18 protein-coding genes are annotated in these 21639 nt (G+C 42.5%); 9 read left to right on the plus strand and 9 right to left on the minus strand.

All coding sequences use genetic code 11. The annotated features are described in order from the left end of the window. Positions 1-6: 6 nt before the first annotated feature. The 5 genes from AB6735_RS06190 to AB6735_RS06210 all read right to left on the minus strand — a co-directional run bounded on the left by AB6735_RS06190 (position 7) and on the right by AB6735_RS06210 (position 3749). Positions 7-561: a TerD family protein gene (locus AB6735_RS06190; RefSeq protein ID WP_370994988.1), complete on the minus strand. Its 555-nt coding sequence runs from the start codon at positions 559-561 to the stop codon at positions 7-9. Next, the gene (locus AB6735_RS06195; RefSeq protein WP_370994989.1) at positions 551-1396 is read right to left on the minus strand and encodes a phosphoribosyltransferase family protein; all 846 of its coding nucleotides are present in this window, start codon (positions 1394-1396) and stop codon (positions 551-553) included. Before AB6735_RS06195 ends, AB6735_RS06190 begins: the two co-directional genes overlap by 11 nt. A gap of 103 nt (positions 1397-1499) precedes the next feature. Further along, positions 1500-2207, minus strand: a complete 708-nt coding sequence (locus AB6735_RS06200) for an HAD family hydrolase (protein ID WP_370994990.1) — start codon at positions 2205-2207, stop codon at positions 1500-1502. Positions 2208-2406: 199 nt separating this feature from the next. Then, positions 2407-3075, minus strand: coding sequence for a TerD family protein (locus tag AB6735_RS06205; protein ID WP_370994991.1), 669 nt, complete (start codon positions 3073-3075; stop codon positions 2407-2409). A 98-nt stretch (positions 3076-3173) separates the two neighbouring features. Then, positions 3174-3749 (minus strand): TerD family protein, encoded by a 576-nt coding sequence (locus AB6735_RS06210; RefSeq protein ID WP_090470126.1) that lies wholly within the window; start codon positions 3747-3749, stop codon positions 3174-3176. A gap of 304 nt (positions 3750-4053) precedes the next feature. On the opposite strand from AB6735_RS06210, the gene AB6735_RS06215 reads away from it, so the two are divergent. The 3 genes from AB6735_RS06215 (at position 4054) to AB6735_RS06225 (ending at position 5586) form a co-directional block, all read left to right on the plus strand. Further along, positions 4054-4908 carry a helix-turn-helix domain-containing protein gene (locus tag AB6735_RS06215; protein ID WP_370994992.1) on the plus strand — a complete coding sequence of 285 codons (855 nt, stop codon included), beginning with the start codon at positions 4054-4056 and terminating at the stop codon, positions 4906-4908. Positions 4909-4984: 76 nt separating this feature from the next. Continuing rightward, positions 4985-5146: a hypothetical protein gene (locus AB6735_RS06220; protein ID WP_370994993.1), complete on the plus strand. Its 162-nt coding sequence runs from the start codon at positions 4985-4987 to the stop codon at positions 5144-5146. 2 nt (positions 5147-5148) lie between these two features. After that, positions 5149-5586, plus strand: a complete 438-nt coding sequence (locus tag AB6735_RS06225) for a hypothetical protein (protein ID WP_370994994.1) — start codon at positions 5149-5151, stop codon at positions 5584-5586. Between the two features lie 226 nt (positions 5587-5812). Here the strand turns inward: AB6735_RS06225 and AB6735_RS06230 are convergent, their stop codons facing one another. Then, positions 5813-6703 (minus strand): dienelactone hydrolase family protein, encoded by an 891-nt coding sequence (locus AB6735_RS06230; protein ID WP_370994995.1) that lies wholly within the window; start codon positions 6701-6703, stop codon positions 5813-5815. Between the two features lie 406 nt (positions 6704-7109). Here AB6735_RS06230 and AB6735_RS06235 point away from each other — a divergent pair, with 406 nt between their 5' ends. Together AB6735_RS06235 and AB6735_RS06240 are read left to right on the plus strand one after the other, a co-directional pair. Beyond that, entirely contained in the window at positions 7110-8606 is a 1497-nt protein-coding gene (locus AB6735_RS06235; RefSeq protein ID WP_370994996.1) for an IPT/TIG domain-containing protein, read from the plus strand. Further along, positions 8587-9147, plus strand: a complete 561-nt coding sequence (locus tag AB6735_RS06240) for a hypothetical protein (RefSeq protein WP_370994997.1) — start codon at positions 8587-8589, stop codon at positions 9145-9147. The genes AB6735_RS06235 and AB6735_RS06240 overlap by 20 nt, the downstream gene beginning before the upstream one ends. A gap of 138 nt (positions 9148-9285) precedes the next feature. On the opposite strand, the gene AB6735_RS06245 is transcribed toward AB6735_RS06240, so the two are convergent. Next, positions 9286-9468, minus strand: a complete 183-nt coding sequence (locus AB6735_RS06245; RefSeq protein WP_370994998.1) for a hypothetical protein — start codon at positions 9466-9468, stop codon at positions 9286-9288. Between the two features lie 545 nt (positions 9469-10013). Between AB6735_RS06245 and AB6735_RS06250 the strand changes: the two genes are divergently transcribed. Together AB6735_RS06250 and AB6735_RS06255 are read left to right on the plus strand one after the other, a co-directional pair. After that, entirely contained in the window at positions 10014-11006 is a 993-nt protein-coding gene (locus tag AB6735_RS06250; protein ID WP_370994999.1) for a hypothetical protein, read from the plus strand. A gap of 53 nt (positions 11007-11059) precedes the next feature. Then, the gene (locus AB6735_RS06255; protein WP_370995000.1) at positions 11060-12673 is read left to right on the plus strand and encodes a rhomboid family intramembrane serine protease; all 1614 of its coding nucleotides are present in this window, start codon (positions 11060-11062) and stop codon (positions 12671-12673) included. Here AB6735_RS06255 and AB6735_RS06260 read toward each other — a convergent pair. Both AB6735_RS06260 and AB6735_RS06265 read right to left on the minus strand, forming a co-directional pair. Beyond that, positions 12670-14475 carry a cytochrome-c peroxidase gene (locus AB6735_RS06260; protein ID WP_370995001.1) on the minus strand — a complete coding sequence of 602 codons (1806 nt, stop codon included), beginning with the start codon at positions 14473-14475 and terminating at the stop codon, positions 12670-12672. The two genes, AB6735_RS06255 and AB6735_RS06260, sit on opposite strands and share 4 nt — an antisense overlap. A 122-nt stretch (positions 14476-14597) precedes the next feature. Continuing rightward, complete coding sequence (locus tag AB6735_RS06265) at positions 14598-15962, minus strand: alkaline phosphatase family protein (RefSeq protein ID WP_370995002.1); 1365 nt, start codon at positions 15960-15962, stop codon at positions 14598-14600. A 650-nt stretch (positions 15963-16612) separates the two neighbouring features. Between AB6735_RS06265 and AB6735_RS06270 the strand changes: the two genes are divergently transcribed. Next, a complete protein-coding gene (locus tag AB6735_RS06270; RefSeq protein WP_370995003.1) occupies positions 16613-19753 on the plus strand; it encodes a SusC/RagA family TonB-linked outer membrane protein in 3141 nt (1046 codons plus the stop codon). Between the two features lie 60 nt (positions 19754-19813). Then, the gene (locus AB6735_RS06275) at positions 19814-21631 is read left to right on the plus strand and encodes a RagB/SusD family nutrient uptake outer membrane protein (RefSeq protein ID WP_370995004.1); all 1818 of its coding nucleotides are present in this window, start codon (positions 19814-19816) and stop codon (positions 21629-21631) included. Positions 21632-21639 lie beyond the last annotated feature (8 nt).

Below are 21639 nucleotides of genomic sequence, written 5' to 3' on the forward strand. Positions count from 1 at the left end.
AATATATTATTGGTATTTGGTTAAATAATCCTGTAAACCACCTTTCATGCCAACGCCTACAGCTTCAAACTTCCAGTTATTATCTTTTTTGTAGATCCGGCCAAATTCAACAGCCGTTTCTATCGAAAAATCTTCTTCCAGCTCATATTTTAAAATATCAGCGCCTGTACCCGGATCAAATATGCGGATGAAAGAGTTACGTACCTGGCCAAAATTCTGTTTGCGGGCCTCGGCTTCGTGAATAGTTACCACGATGCATATTTCTGATACTTTGGAATCCGCTTTTGACAGGTCAACTTTAATCTGCTCATCATCGCCATCGCCGGCACCGGTAAGGTTATCGCCGGTATGCTCTACCGAGCCATCAGGCGATTTCAGGTTGTTATAAAAAACAAAATATTCGTCGGCTATAATTTTTTTGTTATCGCCCAATATAAAAACAGAGGCGTCCAAATCAAACGCGCTTCCTGTTGAAGAACTATTGGTATCCCATCCCAGGCCAATGGTAAACTGGGGGGCATTAATGCTTTCCCGCTGACCTTTTTGCAAGTTAATTGCCATGTTGAATTAAGTTATGATTGTTTAAAAATAGGTTTTCTTTTATAAAGTTCAGGTTAAGTGTATAAGCTTCGATGGTATGGTAGCCATTGCCCAGCGCCATATCATAAAGCAAGTTTATAAAATCATAGGTTTGATCCCGGATAAAAATACAAAAACTCTCAAAATCGTAATTTAAAATATACTTTACAATCCGCGTGTTGATGCAAAAATTATTGCTTTTGACGATGCCATCCAGATCAAAAATGGTTTTTACCTGGTGATAGTTTAAATGGTTTTCGATATTGGGGTGGATGTTTTTGTTCACCAGCTCGGCAAAATACAGCATAAATATATCATTGCGGAGGCCATACTCGCCAACCATTTTCATGATCATGCGCTCATGGCTGCCGGTTATCTTGATATCATCTAAAAATATCAGTGTTTTACCCTCCAAAAAATCCTTATCGATATGGAACGAATCGTTACCGATCAGGTTCATTCTTTGCTCGGCATCCAGTTCGCCGTAATCCTCTTTATAGGTGATGGTACGGTGTACTTTGGTTTCCTGTACTACAGGGTAGCCATGCCTGGCCAGCCAGCGGTTAAGCCGGGCCACAAACCAGTTTTTCATGGCGAAGGTAGCCGTTGGAATAAACGAATATGGACTCGATATCACCACAATTTGCTGTTTGATGGGATTTTCGGCCAGGTAATCACTGACAAAGCCATCGGCCAGGTGAGCGCCAAAATATTTGGCCACCGCATCATCGCCAAACTTAAAACGGCTGTAATCATCGGGGTTAAACCCAAATGCCTGCGCATTGCTAATATGATGTAATGAATAGGTAGTGTTCATTAAATAATTATTGAATTAATGATTTAGTGAATTAGTGATTTTTTACGCTATAAGTCCAAAAATCCTTACTCCAAAAATCTTTGTTCCTTGTTCCAAAAATCTTTTATCTATAATAAGTTAATAATGAAGAAATGGATGTGTTGTTTGAATTGACCAGCAAACTTTTTATACCGGCCGCTGTAGCACCTTCAATATCGGCCTTAGGGTTATCGCCGATGTGAATGATGCCTGCTAAAGTTATATTTTTTTCTTTATTGATCTGTTTAATATTTTGCAACATCAGGTTAAAAAATTCCAGATTTGGTTTCGACATTCCCACCTCATCTGAGTACAGCTGAAAATCAAAGTATTTATCCAGCTTTAACCCGGCCAGTACCTTTTTTAATGTTGCTCCTTTTATGAAACCGGTGTTGCTTAGCAAGCTAAACGAGGCACCGCTTTTTTGTTTTAGATTGTCCAGCACATCAATTGTTACAGGCTCATAAACCGTTGGCAGGTGCTTAAACACCAATGCTTCCATATCGGCATAAAGCTTTGGGGTATCAATATCATTCAAATTCAACCGGTTATCATTGATCAGGCTGATCACCATCAGGAACATCTCCTCAGCATCAATATTTTTACCGGTGCATTCATTAACGGCATTACACATCAGGTCGACCGTGCGGAAAGCCTTAGCCACCTCATCGATGCTTTTGCCGGATGGGTTATAATCACGGTGGTATATTTTAGTACGCTCAATTTTATAATCAGGATTGGAACGGATCAATGTAAGCCAAAGATCAAAGGAATAGTGCTGGTAATAAGGCATAGGTTTTTGGGGGAAAGATGCAAGAGATTAGAGTCAAGAATCAAGATGGGAAAAATAAAAAATAATTTGTCATCCTGAGCGATAGCGAAGGATCTGTTAGTAAACTATACCTATCGGCTAATAGATGCTTCACTGCGTTCAGCATGACAAATGGGGTTTTAATTCTTGTTTCTTGATTCTTATATCTTGATTCTCTTCTCTAATATTGTTTAAGTATTTCTAAAAAATTATCGGTAGTGTGAGGTTCGCCGATGGCACGGAATTTCCAGGTGCCATCTTTGCGGTAAACTTCGGCAAAGGTCATGGAGCACATACCGTTGTAGGTGGAATCACCTGACAGGCTAAACTTGGCTATCTCCTTGCCGTGATTATCCACCGCACGGATAAAAGCGTTATCAACCATGCCAAAATGCTGGTTGTTTTTGCGTCCCTGGTAAATGGCTACTATAAAAAGGATCCGGTCGAACTTTGGGTCGAGGGAATCCAGCTTAACGATGATCTGCTCATCGTCGCCATCGCCCGCGCCGGTGCGGTTATCGCCGGTAAGCCAGATATGGCCCGACGGGTGACGCATGGAATTGAAATAAATCACGTCTCCTTCGTACAAACTTACTTTGTTGCCATTTGGCTTTTCAAAGGTGCGGCCCCTGTTGGCCACTAACCCATTTTTATCTAACAGGAAAGCGATGGCATCCAGGTCGTACTCGGCTTCTTCGCCGCCACCAAACAGCTTGCCCAAAAAGCCACCACTGCCGCTTTGTTTTACATCCCAGCCTAAGCCAATAGTAACCGCCGACAGATCAAAACTCTCGCCTTTATCATTTTTACGCAGGTCAATTGTTTGACCTTTTACTAAATTAATTGCCATAGTTGTATAATTTAATAGCCTCACCCTGCCCTCTCCAAAGGAGAGGGTTCTAAAAATTTAACTTTTAAAGCATCCCCTTTAGGGGACGGGAGGGGTTTTTATTTAATGATCTGTCCTTTAAAATATTTACTTAAAAAAAAGGCCAGATCTTCTTTATAGCCCACGCCCGATGCTTCAAATTTCCAGGCACCGCCACGACGGTATAACCTGCCAAATTCAATAGCCGTTTCAATCGAAAAATCTTCACCCAGTTCATATTTACATACTTCGCTGCCGGTAAGGTCGTCAATAATGCGGATATAGGAATCGCGTACCTGGCCAAAGTTTTGCCTGCGGGGCTGCGCCTCATGTATGGTCACTACAAATAATATCTCCTGTATCTTGGGATCTACCTTGGTTAAGTCTACGTTGATGGATTCGTCATCGCCGCCATCGCTGTTACCGCCAGATGGATCATCTCCGGTATGGTGAACGGCTGAGTCGGGAGAATCCACATTATTATAAAAAACAAAAAATTCATCCTGCGGAACAAAGCGGTTCTCATCTATCATAATTGCCGATACATCCAGGTCAAAGTCGTAACCTGTACCTTCATTTGGGTTCCAGCCCAAACCAACTGTCATTTTTGATAAACCGAGATCTATTTTTTGTCCCTTTTGTAAGTTGATAGCCATGTTAAAAGTATTTTATTAAAAACTTGCGCCCCCGTATAATATTGCGGGCGCTCAGTTTGTTTTATTCGTGAATTGATATTTTAAATATTAGTCTAATATAGACGCTTTTTTAATCCGTGCATCCTAAACATTATAACAAATATGTTAGGTTACATCTGAGGATTGTGACTAAGGGAAATGCGGAATGTTACAGGGCAGGAGCCGATTTGGGTTATACGTAATACGTTTTAGGTTATACGTTTTTTTAACATACAACGTATAACCTAAAACGTACAACCCTAATTCAAATGATTACTTTTGAACAATGAGCAACATCCCCATTCATTTATTAAAGGACCGGACCGACTTTGGCTTGCACCTGAAGCATTTTAAAAAAGGTGATCCTATAGAGATGGACCCACGCGTACTGGAGGCGCACCGGGATGATCATTATATTTTTTTTCTGATAGAGGAGGGTTCCGGTTCTTTGATGATCGATTTCAACGAAGTTCAGTTATCCGGTGGTATGCTGTACTATATACTGCCCACCCAGGTACATCAACGCATCCGTAACGAACATACAGATGGCTGGTTTATTGGGGTTGATACCTCGTTGATTCCGCCTCAATGCCGCAATGTATTTGAGGGGCAGCTATTCCTTCAGCAACCTTATCTGCTTAATAACACTCAGCTCAGGCAATACCAAAACCTGTTGCTGTTACTTCATGAAAAATATATCGAGGATAATACCGATCCCTTTTACGCAACAACCATCCATGCCTTGCTCAAATCTTTTTTAACTATTGCTGCTGGCTGTTATAACGGATATGCCGGTACCAATTTAAAAGTATCCCGCCCGGCCCAACTCACCAGCCAGTTCAAAAGTCTGCTGGTAACCGGGTTACGATCCAATAAAAGTCCGGCGGATTATGCAGCCATGTTAAACGTTTCCGAAGCGTACCTGAGCGAAGCGTTAAAGAAGATCACCGGCTTCCCGGTAAGTTACTGGATACAGCAGGAAGTAACCATGGAGGCTAAGCGTTTGTTATACTATAGCCAGCTCACGGTTAAGGAGATCGCTCATAGTTTAGGTTATACCGATCATTCCTATTTCTCCCGCCTGTTTCGTAAAGTAACAGGTACATCGGCAATCGCCTTTCGCGAACAATACCGAAAATAGTCCTATCATTACACCAAAGCCGCCATTTATTTATACTTAAAAAGCAGGTTTCTTTGTATCATCAAAAATATGTTACATGGAAACATCTATTTTACAACAAATAAAAAACAAGGCGGAAAAATACCTCGGACCACAACTGCTCCAAACCGGACGGGTGCTGGAAGTGCGTATTTGGGAGCCTGCTACTATGGTAGAGATTGACCTGCACTTGCCTTCTGCTGATGTGCGGAATTGTTGATTGTGCCATTAACAGCCCTGGCTGTATCCGAATTGAAACCGGCAGAGATCCCGCAGGGTGCCGCGCTCAACAACATGATGCGACAGATGGGCGGTTCATTCGGCATTGCTTTAATTAACACCTATATAGCGCACCGCGAGGCGGCAAACCGCACTGCCTTAATTACGCATGTAACGGCCTCGGATCCGCAAACCATTGACCGGCAACAATCCCTCATTCATAATTTTATGGCGCATGGCTCCAATTACCTCCATGCTCTGCAGCAATCCATCGGCGCGCTGGAAAACATCGTGGTAAGGCAAACTTTTTTACTCAGTTATATGGATGCGTTTTTATTGCTGGCTATCTTAAATGCCTGCTGTATCCCATTGGTGATCATCACCATTAAAAAGAGGAAGGGAGCGAAAGCTGTGAAAGTAGTGGTACCTGATGCGCATTGAACGGTGAAATAAAACATGGCAACAGGACTCAATGAGCCAAATCGCAGAGCAAACTCACCCCGTCTACGCTTCGCTGGACCACCCTCTCTGCGGCTTTGCCGCAAAGAGGGTAAAGAAAAAAAGAATTAAAAATCCCCTCTATGCGCGAAGCGGAGAGAGGGGTGACAAGCGCAGCGATGTCGGGGTGAGTCGGCATCGCGTTTAATCTTGTTCCAATGCACGACTATTAGCTTTTCAAATTTTCAGTAAAAAAATCAATGGTTCTTTTCCAGGCGAGGTCTGCCGCAGTCTTGTCATAACGGGGTGTGGTGTTGTTATGAAAGCCATGGTTGGCATTTTCATAAATAAAAGCCTGGTACTTTTTGCCATGCTCTTTTAAGGCGGCTTCGTATGGCGGCCAGCCTTCGGTAATACGTGTATCCAGTGCAGCGTAGTGCAGTAACAATGGCGCTTTGATCTTAGGCACATCGGCAATAGCGGGCTGGCTGCCATAAAATGGAACAGCCGCTGCCAGTTCCGGAATGCGCACAGCCATCATATTGGCAATGCCGCCGCCGTAGCAAAAGCCTACAACACCTACTTTGCCATTGCAATCTTTATGGTTTTTGAGATAATGGAACGCATCTATAAAATCTTCTTCCATTTCACTTTTGTCGCGTTTGCTCTGCATGGCACGGCCATCGTCATCATTGCCCGGGTAACCGCCCAGCGGTGTCAGGGCATCGGGCGCAAGGGTAATAAATCCGGCCAGGGCAGCCCTTTGGGCTACATCTTCAATATAGGGGTTCAGCCCGCGGTTTTCATGCACCACCACTATACCTCCCAATTTGCCTTTTGCATCCGCCGGCATTGATAACAGGGCCTTAATTGTGCCGCCACCCTTTGGAGATGTATAGTTGATGTATTCTGATTTCAAGCGTGGATCATCGACCTTAATCTCCGCAGTAGTTTGATAGTTGGGCATCAGGAAACTCATCAGCGCAGGTACGGTTAAGCCACCCACGGCATAAATGGAGAGTTTTTCAACAAATGCACGGCGGTTAAGGCGGTTGTGCGCGTAATCGTCATACAGGTCAAATACTTCCTGTTTGATATCTTCTTTATTGATCTGGTCCATATGTTTTGGTTTTGAAGGCTATACATTCAAATTTAGTTATTCAAGGTAATTGTTTTTTATGGAAGTGGTAACAGTATCGTTACTTTGAAGAGATATATAAAAGAAAAAGAGTAATAGGTTGCAGGGAAGAACTAAAACCCAGACCGCTTTCACGGCTTTAGCCAAAGAAAGTAACACCCACTTACGGCTTTTGGGAACCTCCCTCTTTTTTTTGTTTGTTGATACAAAGGTTGGGAGGCTCATGGCCGTGTATTTGCGCAGTTGAAAAATGTTTTAAAAAAATTTGAATTTTAAATTTATCTGCCTCAAAGATATGGTTGCTTGTGCTTCTTTATTAAGGGCCTGGTTCAGGCTGCGTCATGGATATATCACCGGATAAGTATATATTTGGATACTTAACTTTATCATGAAATTAGCCTACTATTTCTCATTCTGCATCATTATTTTACTCGCAACCTTATTGAGCAATTGCAAAAAAGATCATGCGACCATTCCTCCTGATAACCCTAAAATAGTTACGAACACAGTTACTGTTTACCCGGATGGAGGAGTTACATTAAACGGACAGATCAATGAAGTACCTGGGGGAATAACAGAGTATGGATTTTTACTATCAGGCGATAGCCTTTTTACCTATCCGCAAAGATTTAAAGTAGCTGCACCTGCTGTTAAAGGCGCATTTAAAATTGATATACCTACTGGGCTCCAAAAAAACACCAAGTATTTTGTTGCCACCTATGCAACAAGCAGTACTACCGGGTACAGCCGCTATAACGTGGTTTACTTTAATTCATCCGGCTCAAAAAAACCAATGGTCAGTTCAGTTTTACCCTTAAAAGCCGACCTGGGCGATACAATCATCATAAAAGGTAAATACTTTTCAGGTCAATATTTAAACATTGCTTTCGGTGATATTTCAACCAGTATCATATCCATAAACGATACTATTTTAAAATGTCTTGTACCAATAAATCTCAGCCAGGCCACGTCTTCCATTGCTTTAAAATATAATGGCACTGCAGATATTATTACTACCGGTTTCTCATTGAATACACCGGTGATCACAAATTTCACCTCACTTGCCACCTTCAGAGATTCTTTAATTATCACTGGCGATCATTTCGGGTATCAAAATTCTTTAAACCAGGTAAACATAGGTACCGCAATGGCCACAGTTGTGAGCAGTACCCGCAAACGTTTAAAGGTTATGGTGCCAGATAATGTTCCGCATAGCTTTAATAATATTACCATTAAAGCACAAGCTCAAACCATAACATCTGCTACCCAGTTCCAGATCAGGGAACCGGTTATAACAGCTGTTACCCCATCTGCAGTGAATGTAAATGATCAAGTAACTATCAAAGGACAATATTTTCATCCGCTTGTATCAAGCAATGTTGTTTATAGCGAAAGCAATTTAACCGAATTAAAAAACGGAAATACTACGCAGTTAACTTATGATATGCCTAATGGCCCATATCCAAGGCGAAAGGCTAAGGTGACGCTAAAAATGCTGGATTATACGGTTACCAGTACTGTTGATATAGCCGTTAAAGATAGATGGATAATTGTTGGGAAGATACCTTTTAATGACTATGCAGTTCCTGGTGCATTTACAATTAATAACTCATCATATGTTATTGCCTCTACCCTGGCTTTTTCAGACGGCCAGCTTTATCTCTGGAAATTTAATACGGCTGATTATTCGTGGCAACAAATCAGCATACCGTTCAAAGTAACAAACGCCATGGTTACCGCAACCGGCAGCAAAGCGTATATGTATATTTTATCTTCAACTCATAACTTTTATGAATTTGACCCATCTTCAAACACATGGACGCAAAAGGCCGATTATCCGGTATCCTGTAAGATACGGCGGTACCATGTTTGCTATAAACAATAAAATTTATACCGGTTTGGGCACATCTCAAACTGCGGGAGTAGATGGGGCCGACAACTCTTTTTACGAATATAACAGCAGTACAAATGCTTGGCGCAAGGTTGCTGACTATCCTGATAAACAATATTACGGTTGGCGAAACCTGGCATCCGCTTTTGTTATAAATAATATAGCTTATGTAGGATGCGGGGCTACAAATACCGGCATGTACAACTTTTTTTCCTATTCGGCGGCTAACAACGCCTGGACACAAATACATGATTTTCCGGAAGCCCGGTCGTACACAACCGGTTTTTCCTTTGGTAACAAGGGTTTTATCGCTACCGGCGAACCGCTTGCAGGTACGCCGGCACATGATTGCTTTAAATATGACCCCACAGCAGATACCTGGGCACATTTAAATGACTATGTAGGATGTAATGTTTGTAGCTGGGGTATAGAAAGAGGATACGCTTTTATTAATAACGGCTACGTTTATGTTGGTGGTGGTAACTCTGCCACAAATCTCGGCTTTTTGTATCAGGCAGTGGGTAGCGGACTATAAAAGGTTAATAGAGATGCTACCAGCCTTTTGCCTCCTGGAGCATAGCTTAACAATAAAAATATCATAGATATAGGCAGAAGAAACAAGTCAGGTACCTGACCGTACCTGCACAATAGTAAGTTTATAAAAGGGTGGCCTTTAAAAACAGGCTGGCCCGTGGCTGCTGCCAAACGGAAACTTGTTAACCCTGCCATGGGTATAGTGATCACATACTTTATGATCGCGGTACATTTTAGGGTTGTTGGGGTGGTTGGTGAGCAATTCTGAGTGAGTAGCTTCAGTCTTATCAGGCTGAGGAACTATCGTAGCTTTTTTCTTCATGACGAATCCTCCTGAAATTAAGGTTTTAGAACTATTGGTTGTATAAATTTAAGCATAAAACTTACTCATTGCAAGGATTTTACGAAGAAAATATTATTTTATTTATGAAAGGAATAAAATATTTGCGGATTTACCGGGGATAGATAAATCATGATCTCTTTCAAGGCTAATAGCCTATGAGTAGATATTTCTAAAAAAGGCAGTCATGCGCTGTCCAAACATGGTGGGCCAAACCCCGAGTTCTGCCCTTCCACCGAGTTCAGGATGACAACCTCTTTTAGGCATTATTTGACAATTAATTATTTACTTTTTAAAGTTTCAAAAACTGCTCAAAACCGTGTTAAAATTTGTTAAAAAGTGTTAAACTTTGTTTTTTTCAACGGTTTTTGAGTCTGTTTTAGCTCGTTTCGTGCAGAAAAATGTTAAAATTTACAGTTTAAAAAGTTTTGAAGGAACTTTTAACGTTTGAGATATCCGCACAGCGTATTTGACAATGTGACCGCAAATGATTAAAATAGTACCTCCTAATTATTTTAACATTAAAGATGAAATCTAAACCATCCTTATCGCGGGTACTTGGCTTTTTGCTGGTCCTGGCTACCCTGCAAAGCTGTGAGCCCACACAACCCGGCAGCTGGAAAAATGAACAGATCAGCAATCCTGATAAATTTCACAAGCTTAACGATGAATTGCTTAAACAGCTGAAAGTGAACGACGAAAAGCAGCTGGAGAACATTATGTCGAATGATTTTATTAATACATTATATAAAAACAGGCACATAGAACTGGTGAGCAACCGCGTAAAAGTAAATGATTATATCCTGCTTGACGAATACTATGTAGTGAACCGTTATATAAGCGGCGATACCATCAGTTCGGGCGTCAAAGGACCTGCTGGCTACTCACTAACTTACCAGGGCGCAACACACGAAATGTACTTTGCCTTTTTTGTGCCAAAGGATAAAACCATCCCCAACCAGGATATGATAGCGGCTGTTTATTGCAAGTATAACTATGGCTGGAAATTAAGCCAGCTGGATGTGAGCCGCTATAAAGTTAATAGCAAAACGGCTCCCGAGCTGTGTGATCAGGCCAGGGAATGCTATAACAAAGGCTTTTTGATAGATGCCTTAAATATCTCCTCATCCGCGATAGACTGCTCTCGCCCCAGCGATTTGTGGAAATATAATAGCGAAGAGGATATGAGCAATTTCTACAACAAGGTTTTAAGAGAAGCTTATGGCCAGTATAAATTCCCGGTAGCTATTAAGCAGGTATCCACCCACCCGCGCATTATCCGGATAATGAACCAAACCACGCCCGAGGGTGTTTTCCCAATGATCTATTATGTATCATCCATCAAACTAAAGGATACTACGGCTATTAAGCAGGAGAACGAGAATATCAAAAAAATGATCGGCCAAACCTTACCTGGCATTGATCAGGATAAAAAATATGTATTATACTCCGCATTCAACGAGTCGCCATCGGGCATAAAAACGGTTGATCATTTTGATATGATCGCGAAATTGAAATAGGAGGCGCCGAGCAAATCCTCAGAATAACAAAAACCAGTTTTCACAATTAAGCTATGGCTAATTTTTTAACGAAACTAAAACTCATTTATCTGCCATTTTTAATTATCGCCCTGCTTGTCATCAGTATTTATTCGTTTTTAAACTGGCTGTTGATCATAAAAGAGCAGCTACCACTTAACCAGGAGCTTATTAATTTTTGGTTACCTATCGGATTCAGCATTTTATCCGTGGCGATATGGTTACGTCCTCGCGTTAAACTGCTTTCCCTGAAAACCAAAAAGGATAATCTTCCATTTTTGTATTATTTTGTGGCGGCTGGCGCCATCTTCGTATCAACTATAACTACCCAGGAGTACTTACTCACAGCAACAGGTGAATTAACGTCATTACAAAATATTAGTCAGCTCAACACAGCACACCTAACCAAGTACTATCATCTAAAAAACCATTTTATAGATAAACAACATATCGCCGTTCATTACCGAACCGAGGTGAGTGGAAGAAGCAGCGAGCATCTTACTTTTTTCATTGACGTTGCCTGCCCTATATTAAGTGATTCCATTAGTAAAAACAGCATACCTGTGGCCTGGCTCGGTACAGAATACAGCAAAACCATCAGCAATAACTTAAATGTCGAAGAGAAGAAAAACTATTCTAAAGAGTTTGCTCAGGATGCTAATGAGGAATTTAAAAATAAAAATCTTAATTACTTCACCTACCTTGATCGTGTTGGCTATACCAGTAAACAACGAGGATTCATAGCTGGCATTAAGGCCTCAAATATGTACAATGGGGATACTCCGGTTATTATGGAGGCTAAAACAACATCTTTTGAAGACCGGAACGGAGATAAATTGCAATGGATATTTTACTCATTTGGAATAGGGGCTGGTATTTGGCTCATCATGATAGCTATTCCCAAGCTCAATCGCACCGAACTAAAGAAATATGCGCCCCGTAGCTGGCAGGCGGACATAACTGCATTTTTCAGACCATTTGCAGGCATGAAATGGGCCGATACCGGCATTATTACCATATTAATCGGGGTAAATGTCCTCATCTTTATTATCATGGTTTTCGCCGGTCTGGGTGTTATATCTTTTGATACAGCCGATCTGTATAAATGGGGGGCCAGCTACGGTCCGGCTGTAAAAAGTGGTGAATGGTGGCGGCTTATTACCTGCATGTTTTTACATGACGGACTAATGCACCTGTTAATGAATATGTTTGGCTTAATATTGGTGGCTGCTTTTTTAAAGTCGGTGCTGGGCAATTTTAAAATGGGCGTAGCTTATTTTATATGTGGCCTACTGGCAAGCCTCGCAAGCATATGGTGGCATCCGGCTATTGTAAGTATTGGCGCGTCAGGAGCTATATTTGGATTGTATGGAGTTGCTATCGCCTTGCTAACTACGAATAAAACTGGTGAAGGAAATAAAAAGGGTGTTCTGCTTAGCTTCCTCTTTTTTGTTGGGATTAATTTACTGTTCGGCCTGCTTGGCAATGCAGATAACGCGGCACATATTGGTGGATTAATATCAGGATTGATTATGGGTTATATCTTGTATTTTTTTATAGCAGCACCAAAACCGCCCAGAAAAAAACGGATAAAAATAAAACAGGAAATAATAGCTCCTGATACCGAACAAACAGCAGAACAAGTCTAATACCTGCTATCCAAACTCTTGATAAACGCAATAATATCCCTACTCTCTTTAGCGCTGAGGTTCAGTTTATCAAAGGGCAGGGTTTGATTATCAATTTTTATACCCAGGCCGGTACCGCCGCCTTTGTTATAAAAATCCATCACCTGATTAAGAGTTTTGAATACACCGTTATGCATATATGGTGCCGTACGTGATGCATTGCGTACCGTAGTTACCTTAAAAGCATGTTTAAATGACGGTGTTTGCATTATATTAAACCTGCCCAGGTCGGCATCAATCACATGCGCAGTTGCTGACTGTGGCACGCCGATCACCTCGCTTTCCATTTTTATGAATCGTGGTGGGAGATTGCCGTTAAACAAGGGCATATAATGGCAGGTACCACACTTGGCCTTACCCATAAACAAGTTAAAGCCATGCAGTTCGTCTTTGCTCATAGCAGTATTATCGCCGCGCATATAGGCATCAAAACGACTGTTCAACATCGTAAGGCTGCGTACATAAGACCCAATGGCATTCATCATCTCCAGGGTATCTATTACCGTACGTTTCTGCATAGGATAGGCCTTGATAAAAAGCTGTTTGTAGGTTTTATTTTGCCACAACCGCTTGGCAGCCATGACCATTGAACCATGCATTTCATCGGGGTTATGCACAACATTGCTCACCTGATCTTCCAGCGTGGTGGCACGCAGATCATAAAACTGCGCTGGTTGCAGGCCCGCGTTTAATAAGGTGGGTGTGTTCCTTTTCAACGGCTGTTTACTACCAAGTATGGTGTTCCTGATCAGTCCGTCGGTAAAAGCTTTTTCGGGTTGATGGCATGAGCGGCAGCTTCTTGTTCCGGTACCCGATAATACCGGATCAGAAAACAGCATTTTTCCCAACATTATCTTTTGCGCGGTTGATGCCGCATCGGCATTGGGGGCATAAGCGTTTACATCGAAAGCATTGACGTCAAAAAGGGTTTGGGCATCCTGGCGCAACAGGCGATTGTACCTGATCACATGAATGTTTAGGAGGCGTTCAACGTTTGCAATACTACGGCTGATAGGATTACCATATCGCGTTATAAATTCGGCCCGGTTAAAACTATCAAAATCTGTGTGCGATTCCAGGTATATAATAGCTGTCGAAATTTGCGATGCCAGCTTTTTAGAAGCTTCATCATTACCTGCATAATAATTCAGCACGTTTTTAAGGCTTTCCAGGCTTACGGCGCTTTCGGCCATGCTTTTTTGGGTTAGCGGATCATCAAACCCGGCTATACCCAATGTTAATATCCGGAACACTTCCAATCGGGCAGCATCAAACACTTGCCCATCCAGAATATCAATATTACTAAAATAAGTTTTGTATTTATTACAGCCATACTGCAAGGTTTTAAGTTGCTTTATCAACTCCTTTTGTTTAGTGGCGTTATACCGGGGAAATAAGTAGCTTTCAATTACCTGCAATCCCGCAGGTTGAAACACCTGTCCGCTGCTCATTTCCACTTCTGGTACAGGCGCTCCGTTTACCGATCTGGTGGTGGCAGCATCAAAATACTCGGCTGCCCATTCTATTTTTTTATACCGGAGCCGGGCCTGTAAAAATAATTGCTGTAATTGCTTTTCATTAGGCGAATCACTTTCAGCGACTGCCTGGAATTTATTTTTCAAAAAAGATGAAAGATCATCTACCTGGGTCAATAATACCTGTGCTATTACTTTAGCCGGGGTTGGTTTCTCTTCGCCTTTTGAAAAAAGCGCATAACCTATTATTGCCATGAGTATCACTCCTATAAAAACAACTTTCTTCATGTATAATAACGGCTATGGCAAACTACCTTCAAAACCAGGTTTTGATAAAAAAGTACAGGGGCAGTTCCGTCGAACTGTCCCTGATTAATATTATTCTATGGATCGCTGTACTTAACCGGATGCTAAAACTCAAACGCGTTAAGCATCGGGTTTGCGTTTTTGTCACGGTCGGTCAATGGCTGTAAGTTCCATCTTTTTTCGATGAATGATAAGATACTTACCGTTTCATATTGTGTGTGATCTACATATCCTTTTTTAGCAAAAGGCGAAATGATCAACGTAGGCACACGTGTACCTGGTCCCCACTTTTTATCAATTACCGGCGGAGCCACATGATCCCAGAAACCACCATTTTCGTCATAGGTAATAATAATTACCGCGTCTTTTCCATTGGGACCGTTTAGCACATCGTTGATCAGTTCAACAGTATGGCTTTCGCCGTTCTGCACATCAGAATAACCAGGATGTTCATTATTGATACCCAATGGTTTTACAAATGAAACACTTGGCAGGGTGCCGTTTTTGGCCGCGTCAATAAAGGCTGTTTCATCTTTCAGATGATCTTTTTTGGCTTGTGTACCATCAGCATACTTAGCAAAATAAGCAAATGGCTGATGATGGAACTGGAAAGTAGCGTCAGGTTTACCTGCCAAAGCATTATCCCAGCCGCCTGAATACCATGCCCATGAAATATTTTTGTCACTTAGCCTATCGCCAATGGTTGGCATAGTTTGATTAGGAACCAGGGTTTCGGGCTTAGCGCTTGCCGGGTGTGGCGCGTTAACTGTATAGCTTGTGTTTACCACATACCCATCAGGTGTAACTGCACCATCGGTAATTACATTACCAGAGCCGTCCAATTTAGCAACCATGCTGGCCGGTGCATTTGGAAATACCGGGCTTGCCGCGGCAATAAGCCACTGGTGATTCAGAAATGAACCTCCGAAAGCGCTGTGAAAAAAGTTATCGCATAAAGTATATTTTTGAGCCATACCTACCAAAGGCAATAAACTGGTTTTGTAAAAACCCATGGCCAAACCGGCAGTTGTATTGTACAAGGCAAATTTGTCCATTTTACCACCATCTATCTGCATTTGCTCCTGGTAATAACGGTGCAATACATCCGGTGTTTCCTGATCAGAAGGAATATATTGATCGATATTAAAATAGGTATTTGGTAAGTTAGTAGGGAAAGCGCTGGTGCCGGATATCGGCGGCAAATAAGTGTAAGCGTTTCCGTTGGCATCAACCTGGGTAACATTAGCAGTTGCTGCTGCCGATAATCCGTTAGCGCCCGAAAACTGGCCGTACAGGTTATCAAAGCTATGATTCTCTAAATAAATAACTACCACATGGCCTACCTTGTCGATAGCCGGAGCAGGATTGCTTTTATTTTTGCAGCTGATAAAGGCCGCGCTTATTGCCACAATGCTAATGGCCGGAATTAATAATGCACCGATTTTTAAATAGCGCGAGTTGCTTTTCATAATGGAGATAGCGGGTTTTATGTTTGTTAAAACTTCCCCGCAAAAAAACACCGTTAGCATCAATTGAACATTAGTTTAAGATAATCATTGTGTTAATATAAAATACTCTTCAGCGATGTTTTGCCGAAATACTTTGTCAAATTCACCTCTTGTCGCCTCGGAGTCTCCAGAAAAGTGGGTTAACATGTAACCCACTTTTGAATAAAGTCTTTTTATGGGTGATTACTCCCAGCGGAGCTTTTAGCCAAACTTTTTTGACGCTTCCCCGGCAAATATTTACAGTTATAATTATCTCATCAATTAAATTGAACACCCACCTATTAATATCAGTAACACTCATTAATCAGCAGGTAATAAAAACTTGAGCGCTCATTAAAAAACTACAATCGATTGCGGAAAAATTCAAAATGGGCATCATATTAATCAATTATTTATCTTTTATTAATCGCCGGCTATTGTTTTGTATGCAATTATAAACCAGTTGCACACTGCTTTAGCCTACCCACCGGCAACGAGTTAGTGTACCTCATTAACCAATATAGCCATGAATCACTATCAACCATACCCGCCGTAGGTATGCCGCCGCATTATACCTACTACCTTAACCAGGTAACCCAATAATTTAAACTTAATCATTAACGAGAAACAGTATGAAAAAACTTAAATACTCACTTATTCTATTTTTTCTTTTCCCGCTTAGTTTGTTAGCCCAGCAGACTCCCATCAGCGGAAAAGTAATTGACTTAACCGATGGGTCGGCACTTCCGGGGGTGAGTGTAAAAATCAAAGGGACAACCATAGGCGTTATTACCGATGTGGGCGGAAAATTCCAGCTTAACGTTTCCAGCACCGATGCCATTTTACAGCTATCATTTCTGGGTTATGTAACACAAGAACTGGCGGTTAAAGATATTAAAGGCGGCACTATAGCTTTAAAAACCACCAGTAAGAGTCTTGATGAGGTAGTGGTTGTGGGCTACGGTGTACAGAAAAGGGCTACCATAACCGGCTCCATAGCTACACTGCAAAGCAAAGAGATCGTCACAACTAAAAACGAGAGTGTGATCAATATGTTAACCGGTAAGATTCCCGGTGTACGCATTGTTCAAAAAACCGCAGAGCCTGGTTCATATGCCAACAATTTAAATATCAGGGGTTATCAAACCGTGCCATTAATTGTAATTGATGGTATCATTGGAGGCGACCAATCAACTATAGGCAGAATGGATCCTAACGAAATTGAGAGTATTTCTGTGCTGAAAGATGCGGCAGCATCTATATATGGTATGCGGGCGGCCGGTGGCGCTATTTTAATCACTACTAAAAAAGGTTCGAAAAACGGAAAGATCAATATTAACTATTCTGTTAACGACGCGATACAAACATTCTTGGGCATGCCCGAAGGAGTTGGTGCGGTGGATTACATGATGCTGACCAATGAAAAAGTTAAGCGCGATTTTGCTAATAATTTTATATCCAATGTTACGCCGCAATTTTCTTATGCCGATATCCAGCCGTATTTAAACGGTACACGCAAATCGGCCGACTGGTCAAGCCTGGTTTTCAAGAAAACGGCCAACCAGATACAGCACAATTTAAATATTGATGGCGGAAGCGATAAAATAAGCTACTTCTTCAATTTTGGGTATCAAAAACAAGACGGTGTTTTTAAAACGGGCGATCTGAATTATAACAAGTATAACTTTCGCTCAAACGTTACTGCCAGCATCACCAAAGGATTAAAAGCCCAGGTGTTAACATCGGCCTGGATGGATGAAAAAAACCAGCCTTATACCGATGAATGGACTGTTTACAAATATACCTGGAACCAGATACCCACACACCAGATATATGCCAATGATAATCCCTTATACCCCGCAGTAATGGATGATAATATGAACCCATCCATCATTACCGATGCCGATAAAGTGGGTTCAAAACGGTTCAGGAACAAAAACATTACCAGCCAGTTAAATTTAACTTATGATATACCTGGCATAGAGGGCTTAAGCGCCAAAGCTCTATTCAACATAGATTATGGCACTGCCGACAATAACCAGATTAAACGTTCATTTTCTTTATATACTTACAGCGCTGCCAATGATACCTATATACCCAGTGTAGTTAATTCACCGGCGGGTATAACCCGGGCATATTATACGCACTTTAATACCCTGGCCCAGGTAACACTAAACTATACCCGTACCTTTTTTACAGATCACCATGTAACAGCTATGGCTACTTATGAGCAAAGCCATGAAACTGCCGATAACTTTAATGCTTACCGCGATATCGAGGTCCCTGTTGATTATTTGTTTGGAGGTTTGCAAAACTCCAATATGTCTGGCGGCATGGATGCCGGCGCGTTGCAGGACCGGGCACATAAAAGTATTATAGGCCGCTTTAATTATGATTACAAAGGCAAGTACCTGGCCGAGTTCAGCTTTCGCCGCGATGGTAATAATCTGTATCAGCCAGGGTCAGACCAATGGGGATTTTTCCCGGGCGGATCAGTAGGCTGGGTTTTAACCAGGGAAAACTTCTTCCGGAATCTGATTCCTGAACATATCCTGACCAATTTAAAGCTGAGAGCCTCTTACGGCCAAACCGGCGACGAGGCTAATGCACCTGCATTCAATTATATTAATGGATACACTTACCCGGTAAACACCTATATCTTCGGCCCCAGCGCTGTAAACGGCTCCGCACCTAAATTAGGCAACCCCGGCTTAACCTGGTCAGTGAATACCATCAAAAACATCGCGATGGATTTCAGCCTGTTTGGCGGTAAGATAGATGGCACCATTGAGGTATTCAGAAACGACAGGACCGGATTACCAGCTCAACCTTCTGTAGCCTTACCAGGGACAGTAGGCGCGGCTGTGCCACAGATCAATTATAACAGCGACCGGGTACAGGGTCTCGACTTTAACCTGGCGTACCGTACCACATTTGGTCAGGTTGGTTTAAACCTCGCCGGTAACATAGGCACCACCCGTTTAAAAGCATTAAATGTTCTTCGCGGTAAATCGGGCAACGAGTACTTAAACTGGAAAGAAAACCAAACCAACAGATACCAGAATGTTTGGTGGGGTCCTGAATATGCCGGACAATTCACCAACTATAACCAGATATACAATTATGGTGTAAACACCGGCGGAGGCAATAATAACGTTGTTCCGGGTGATTATTATTACAAAGACTGGAACAATGATGGGGTGATAGATGATAAAGACAGTCACCCGATTGCAACCACTGATATCCCGCTGTATAACTATGGTCTTACTATAGGCTTGAGTTATAAAGGCTTTGATATGAATATGCTTTTACAGGGTGCTGCCGGTGTTTATGTTCAATACGGTGAGCAATTTGCATCACCACTCATGTATGGCCGAAGCGCCCTTACCCGTTTCCTCAACAGCTGGCATACGGCAGATCCATACGCCAATGTTTTTGACCCCAATACCGTGTGGGTTCCGGGATTTTATCCGGCAATGGGCTCGCCAGATGCCCAGGGGACAAAGGCGATACAAAACGCCAGTTACCTGCGTGTAAAATCATTGGAATTTGGGTATTCGCTATCTCCAACTCTTTTAAAGAGTATTGGTGTTAAGAAACTCAGGGTATACGTAAACAGCTATAACCTGTTAACCTTTACCGGCTTAAAGAACTACGATCCGGAGCACCAGGGGCCAAACCCAAGAGACAATGGAGATTTTGGTGTAGCCCTGGGAGGATATACCTACCCCATGAACAGGACCTTTAATCTGGGTGCTAACGTTTCCTTTTAAACTGCGAAGCACCTCATGAGTGCCTTTAAAAGCAAATTATTAACGAATAACCATTGACACATGAAAAGTATAAACAAATTAATCATAGCCTTCTCTATCACCGTTGGGGCATCGGTAACTTCCTGTCAGAAGTTGAATATCCCGCCAACCAATATATTTACGCCCGATGTAATATATAGCAGTGAAGCAGGTGTTAAGTCGTTTTTAGCGACCATATATCAAAATTTACCTATCGAGGATTTCAAATACCGGCCAGATCAGGGATTTAAAACCGGAGGTAATGATTGGGAGAATTTTTATAACACAGCAGGGGTAACAGGCGAAGAAGTTGGACCCTGGAGCGGTGTAGACATTGCCGGCGGTTTCGGGTACTGGCCCTATGGCGATATCCGGAATGTAAACATCCTGATAGCGGAACTACCCAAACACGTTGCTACCTTAACTCAGCCAACGGTAAACGCGCTTTTAGGTGAGGCTCATTTTTTAAGGGCCTACTATTATTTTGGCCTCGCTAAACGTTATGGAGGGGTGCCGCTTATCAAGGAACCACAGGATCCCGCGGCGCCATTATCAACCCTCCAGGTACATCGTAATAAGGAACAGGAAACCTGGGATTTTATTGGGTCGGAACTTGATCTGGGCTTCCAGATGATGCCCGAAGCCAGCGATGCAGGCAGGGCTAACAAATATGCGGCGATCGCCCTAAAATCAAGGGCGATGCTTTATGCTGCGTGCATTGCCAAATACGGTTCTGTAAATTTTGTTGATGGCCCCGCCCGTGCAGCTGGATTGGTTGGGATACCGGCGGATCAGGCAAACAAATATTTTCAGGCTGCCTATGATGCCGCCAAAGCATTAGAAGGTCACTATTCGCTTTATAATGCCAATTCAGACAAAGTACAGAACTATGTTGACCTCTTCCTGAAAAGCGGGAGCCCGGAGAATATCTTCATCAAACAGTACTCTATTGCCAACCATACCGCTCATAGCTGGGATGCAACCATGTCGCCCCGTTATATGACCGCAAACGCGCTATCCCGTTCATATCCAACCCTTGATCTGGTACAACTTTGGGGAGGCCTCCCGGTAACCAATGACGATGGTACACCCAAACGTTTCACCAATCGTGCCGACCTGATGCAAGGGCTCGAACCCCGTTTAATAGCTACTGTTTATTTCCCGGGTGCTACCTTAAGAGGACTTACCTTTGATATGCAAAGAGGTATATATCCATCTTTTAGCGGAACAGCTGCGGCAGAAGTGGCCAAGCAGCCCAACTCTCGCTCATACGTACTTGCAGGCGATACTAAAACCCTTTACCAGGGCAGACAGATAATTGGCTTTACCGGCCCCTGGACCGGCGGTGATGAGTTAACCCGCACCGGCTTTTATGTGCGTAAGTATGTGGATTACAATAAACCACAAGCAGCGGTTGACCTTAACAGAAGCGAACAACCCTGGATTGACCTGCGCTATGGCGAAATATTGTTGAACCGCGCAGAAGCCGCCATAGAATTAGGCAATGCTTCTGATGCGCTAAGCTCCATAAACCAACTCCGGACACGCGCTGGCGCTACACTTTATTCATCAATCGACCTGACTAAGGTGCGTAACGAGCGCCGTATGGAACTTGCTTTCGAAAACCAATACTACTGGGACCTGAAAAGATGGCGTACTGCCGATGTGGTGCTTGACCGCACGCACTTTAAAGGCCTGATGCCCTATTATGTTTTCAACGAAAACAAATACATTTTCCTGGCCGAACCCGAGCTGTTTAACCGCGAATACACCTTCCAGAAACAATTTTATTATGAAGGGATCCCCGGCGGCGAGATTGGCAAAAACCCCAACCTGCTTCCTAATAATCCTAACTATTAAGCATTAAA

It is taken from the genome of Mucilaginibacter sp. RCC_168 (assembly GCF_041355315.1).
Taxonomy (GTDB): Bacteria; Bacteroidota; Bacteroidia; order Sphingobacteriales; family Sphingobacteriaceae; genus Mucilaginibacter.

Bases quoted from the DNA above. Each gene is read 5' to 3' on its own strand.
- AB6735_RS06190 (WP_370994988.1), bottom strand. From the start codon at position 561: ATGGCAATTAACTTGCAAAAAGGTCAGCGGGAAAGCATTAATGCCCCC.
- AB6735_RS06195 (WP_370994989.1), bottom strand. From the start codon at position 1,396: ATGAACACTACCTATTCATTACATCATATTAGCAATGCGCAGGCATTT.
- AB6735_RS06200 (WP_370994990.1), bottom strand. From the start codon at position 2,207: ATGCCTTATTACCAGCACTATTCCTTTGATCTTTGGCTTACATTGATC.
- AB6735_RS06205 (WP_370994991.1), bottom strand. From the start codon at position 3,075: ATGGCAATTAATTTAGTAAAAGGTCAAACAATTGACCTGCGTAAAAAT.
- AB6735_RS06210 (WP_090470126.1), bottom strand. From the start codon at position 3,749: ATGGCTATCAACTTACAAAAGGGACAAAAAATAGATCTCGGTTTATCA.
- AB6735_RS06215 (WP_370994992.1), top strand. From the start codon at position 4,054: ATGAGCAACATCCCCATTCATTTATTAAAGGACCGGACCGACTTTGGC.
- AB6735_RS06220 (WP_370994993.1), top strand. From the start codon at position 4,985: ATGGAAACATCTATTTTACAACAAATAAAAAACAAGGCGGAAAAATAC.
- AB6735_RS06230 (WP_370994995.1), bottom strand. From the start codon at position 6,703: ATGGACCAGATCAATAAAGAAGATATCAAACAGGAAGTATTTGACCTG.
- AB6735_RS06235 (WP_370994996.1), top strand. From the start codon at position 7,110: ATGAAATTAGCCTACTATTTCTCATTCTGCATCATTATTTTACTCGCA.
- AB6735_RS06240 (WP_370994997.1), top strand. From the start codon at position 8,587: ATGTTTGCTATAAACAATAAAATTTATACCGGTTTGGGCACATCTCAA.
- AB6735_RS06245 (WP_370994998.1), bottom strand. From the start codon at position 9,468: ATGAAGAAAAAAGCTACGATAGTTCCTCAGCCTGATAAGACTGAAGCT.
- AB6735_RS06250 (WP_370994999.1), top strand. From the start codon at position 10,014: ATGAAATCTAAACCATCCTTATCGCGGGTACTTGGCTTTTTGCTGGTC.
- AB6735_RS06255 (WP_370995000.1), top strand. From the start codon at position 11,060: ATGGCTAATTTTTTAACGAAACTAAAACTCATTTATCTGCCATTTTTA.
- AB6735_RS06260 (WP_370995001.1), bottom strand. From the start codon at position 14,475: ATGAAGAAAGTTGTTTTTATAGGAGTGATACTCATGGCAATAATAGGT.
- AB6735_RS06265 (WP_370995002.1), bottom strand. From the start codon at position 15,962: ATGAAAAGCAACTCGCGCTATTTAAAAATCGGTGCATTATTAATTCCG.
- AB6735_RS06270 (WP_370995003.1), top strand. From the start codon at position 16,613: ATGAAAAAACTTAAATACTCACTTATTCTATTTTTTCTTTTCCCGCTT.
- AB6735_RS06275 (WP_370995004.1), top strand. From the start codon at position 19,814: ATGAAAAGTATAAACAAATTAATCATAGCCTTCTCTATCACCGTTGGG.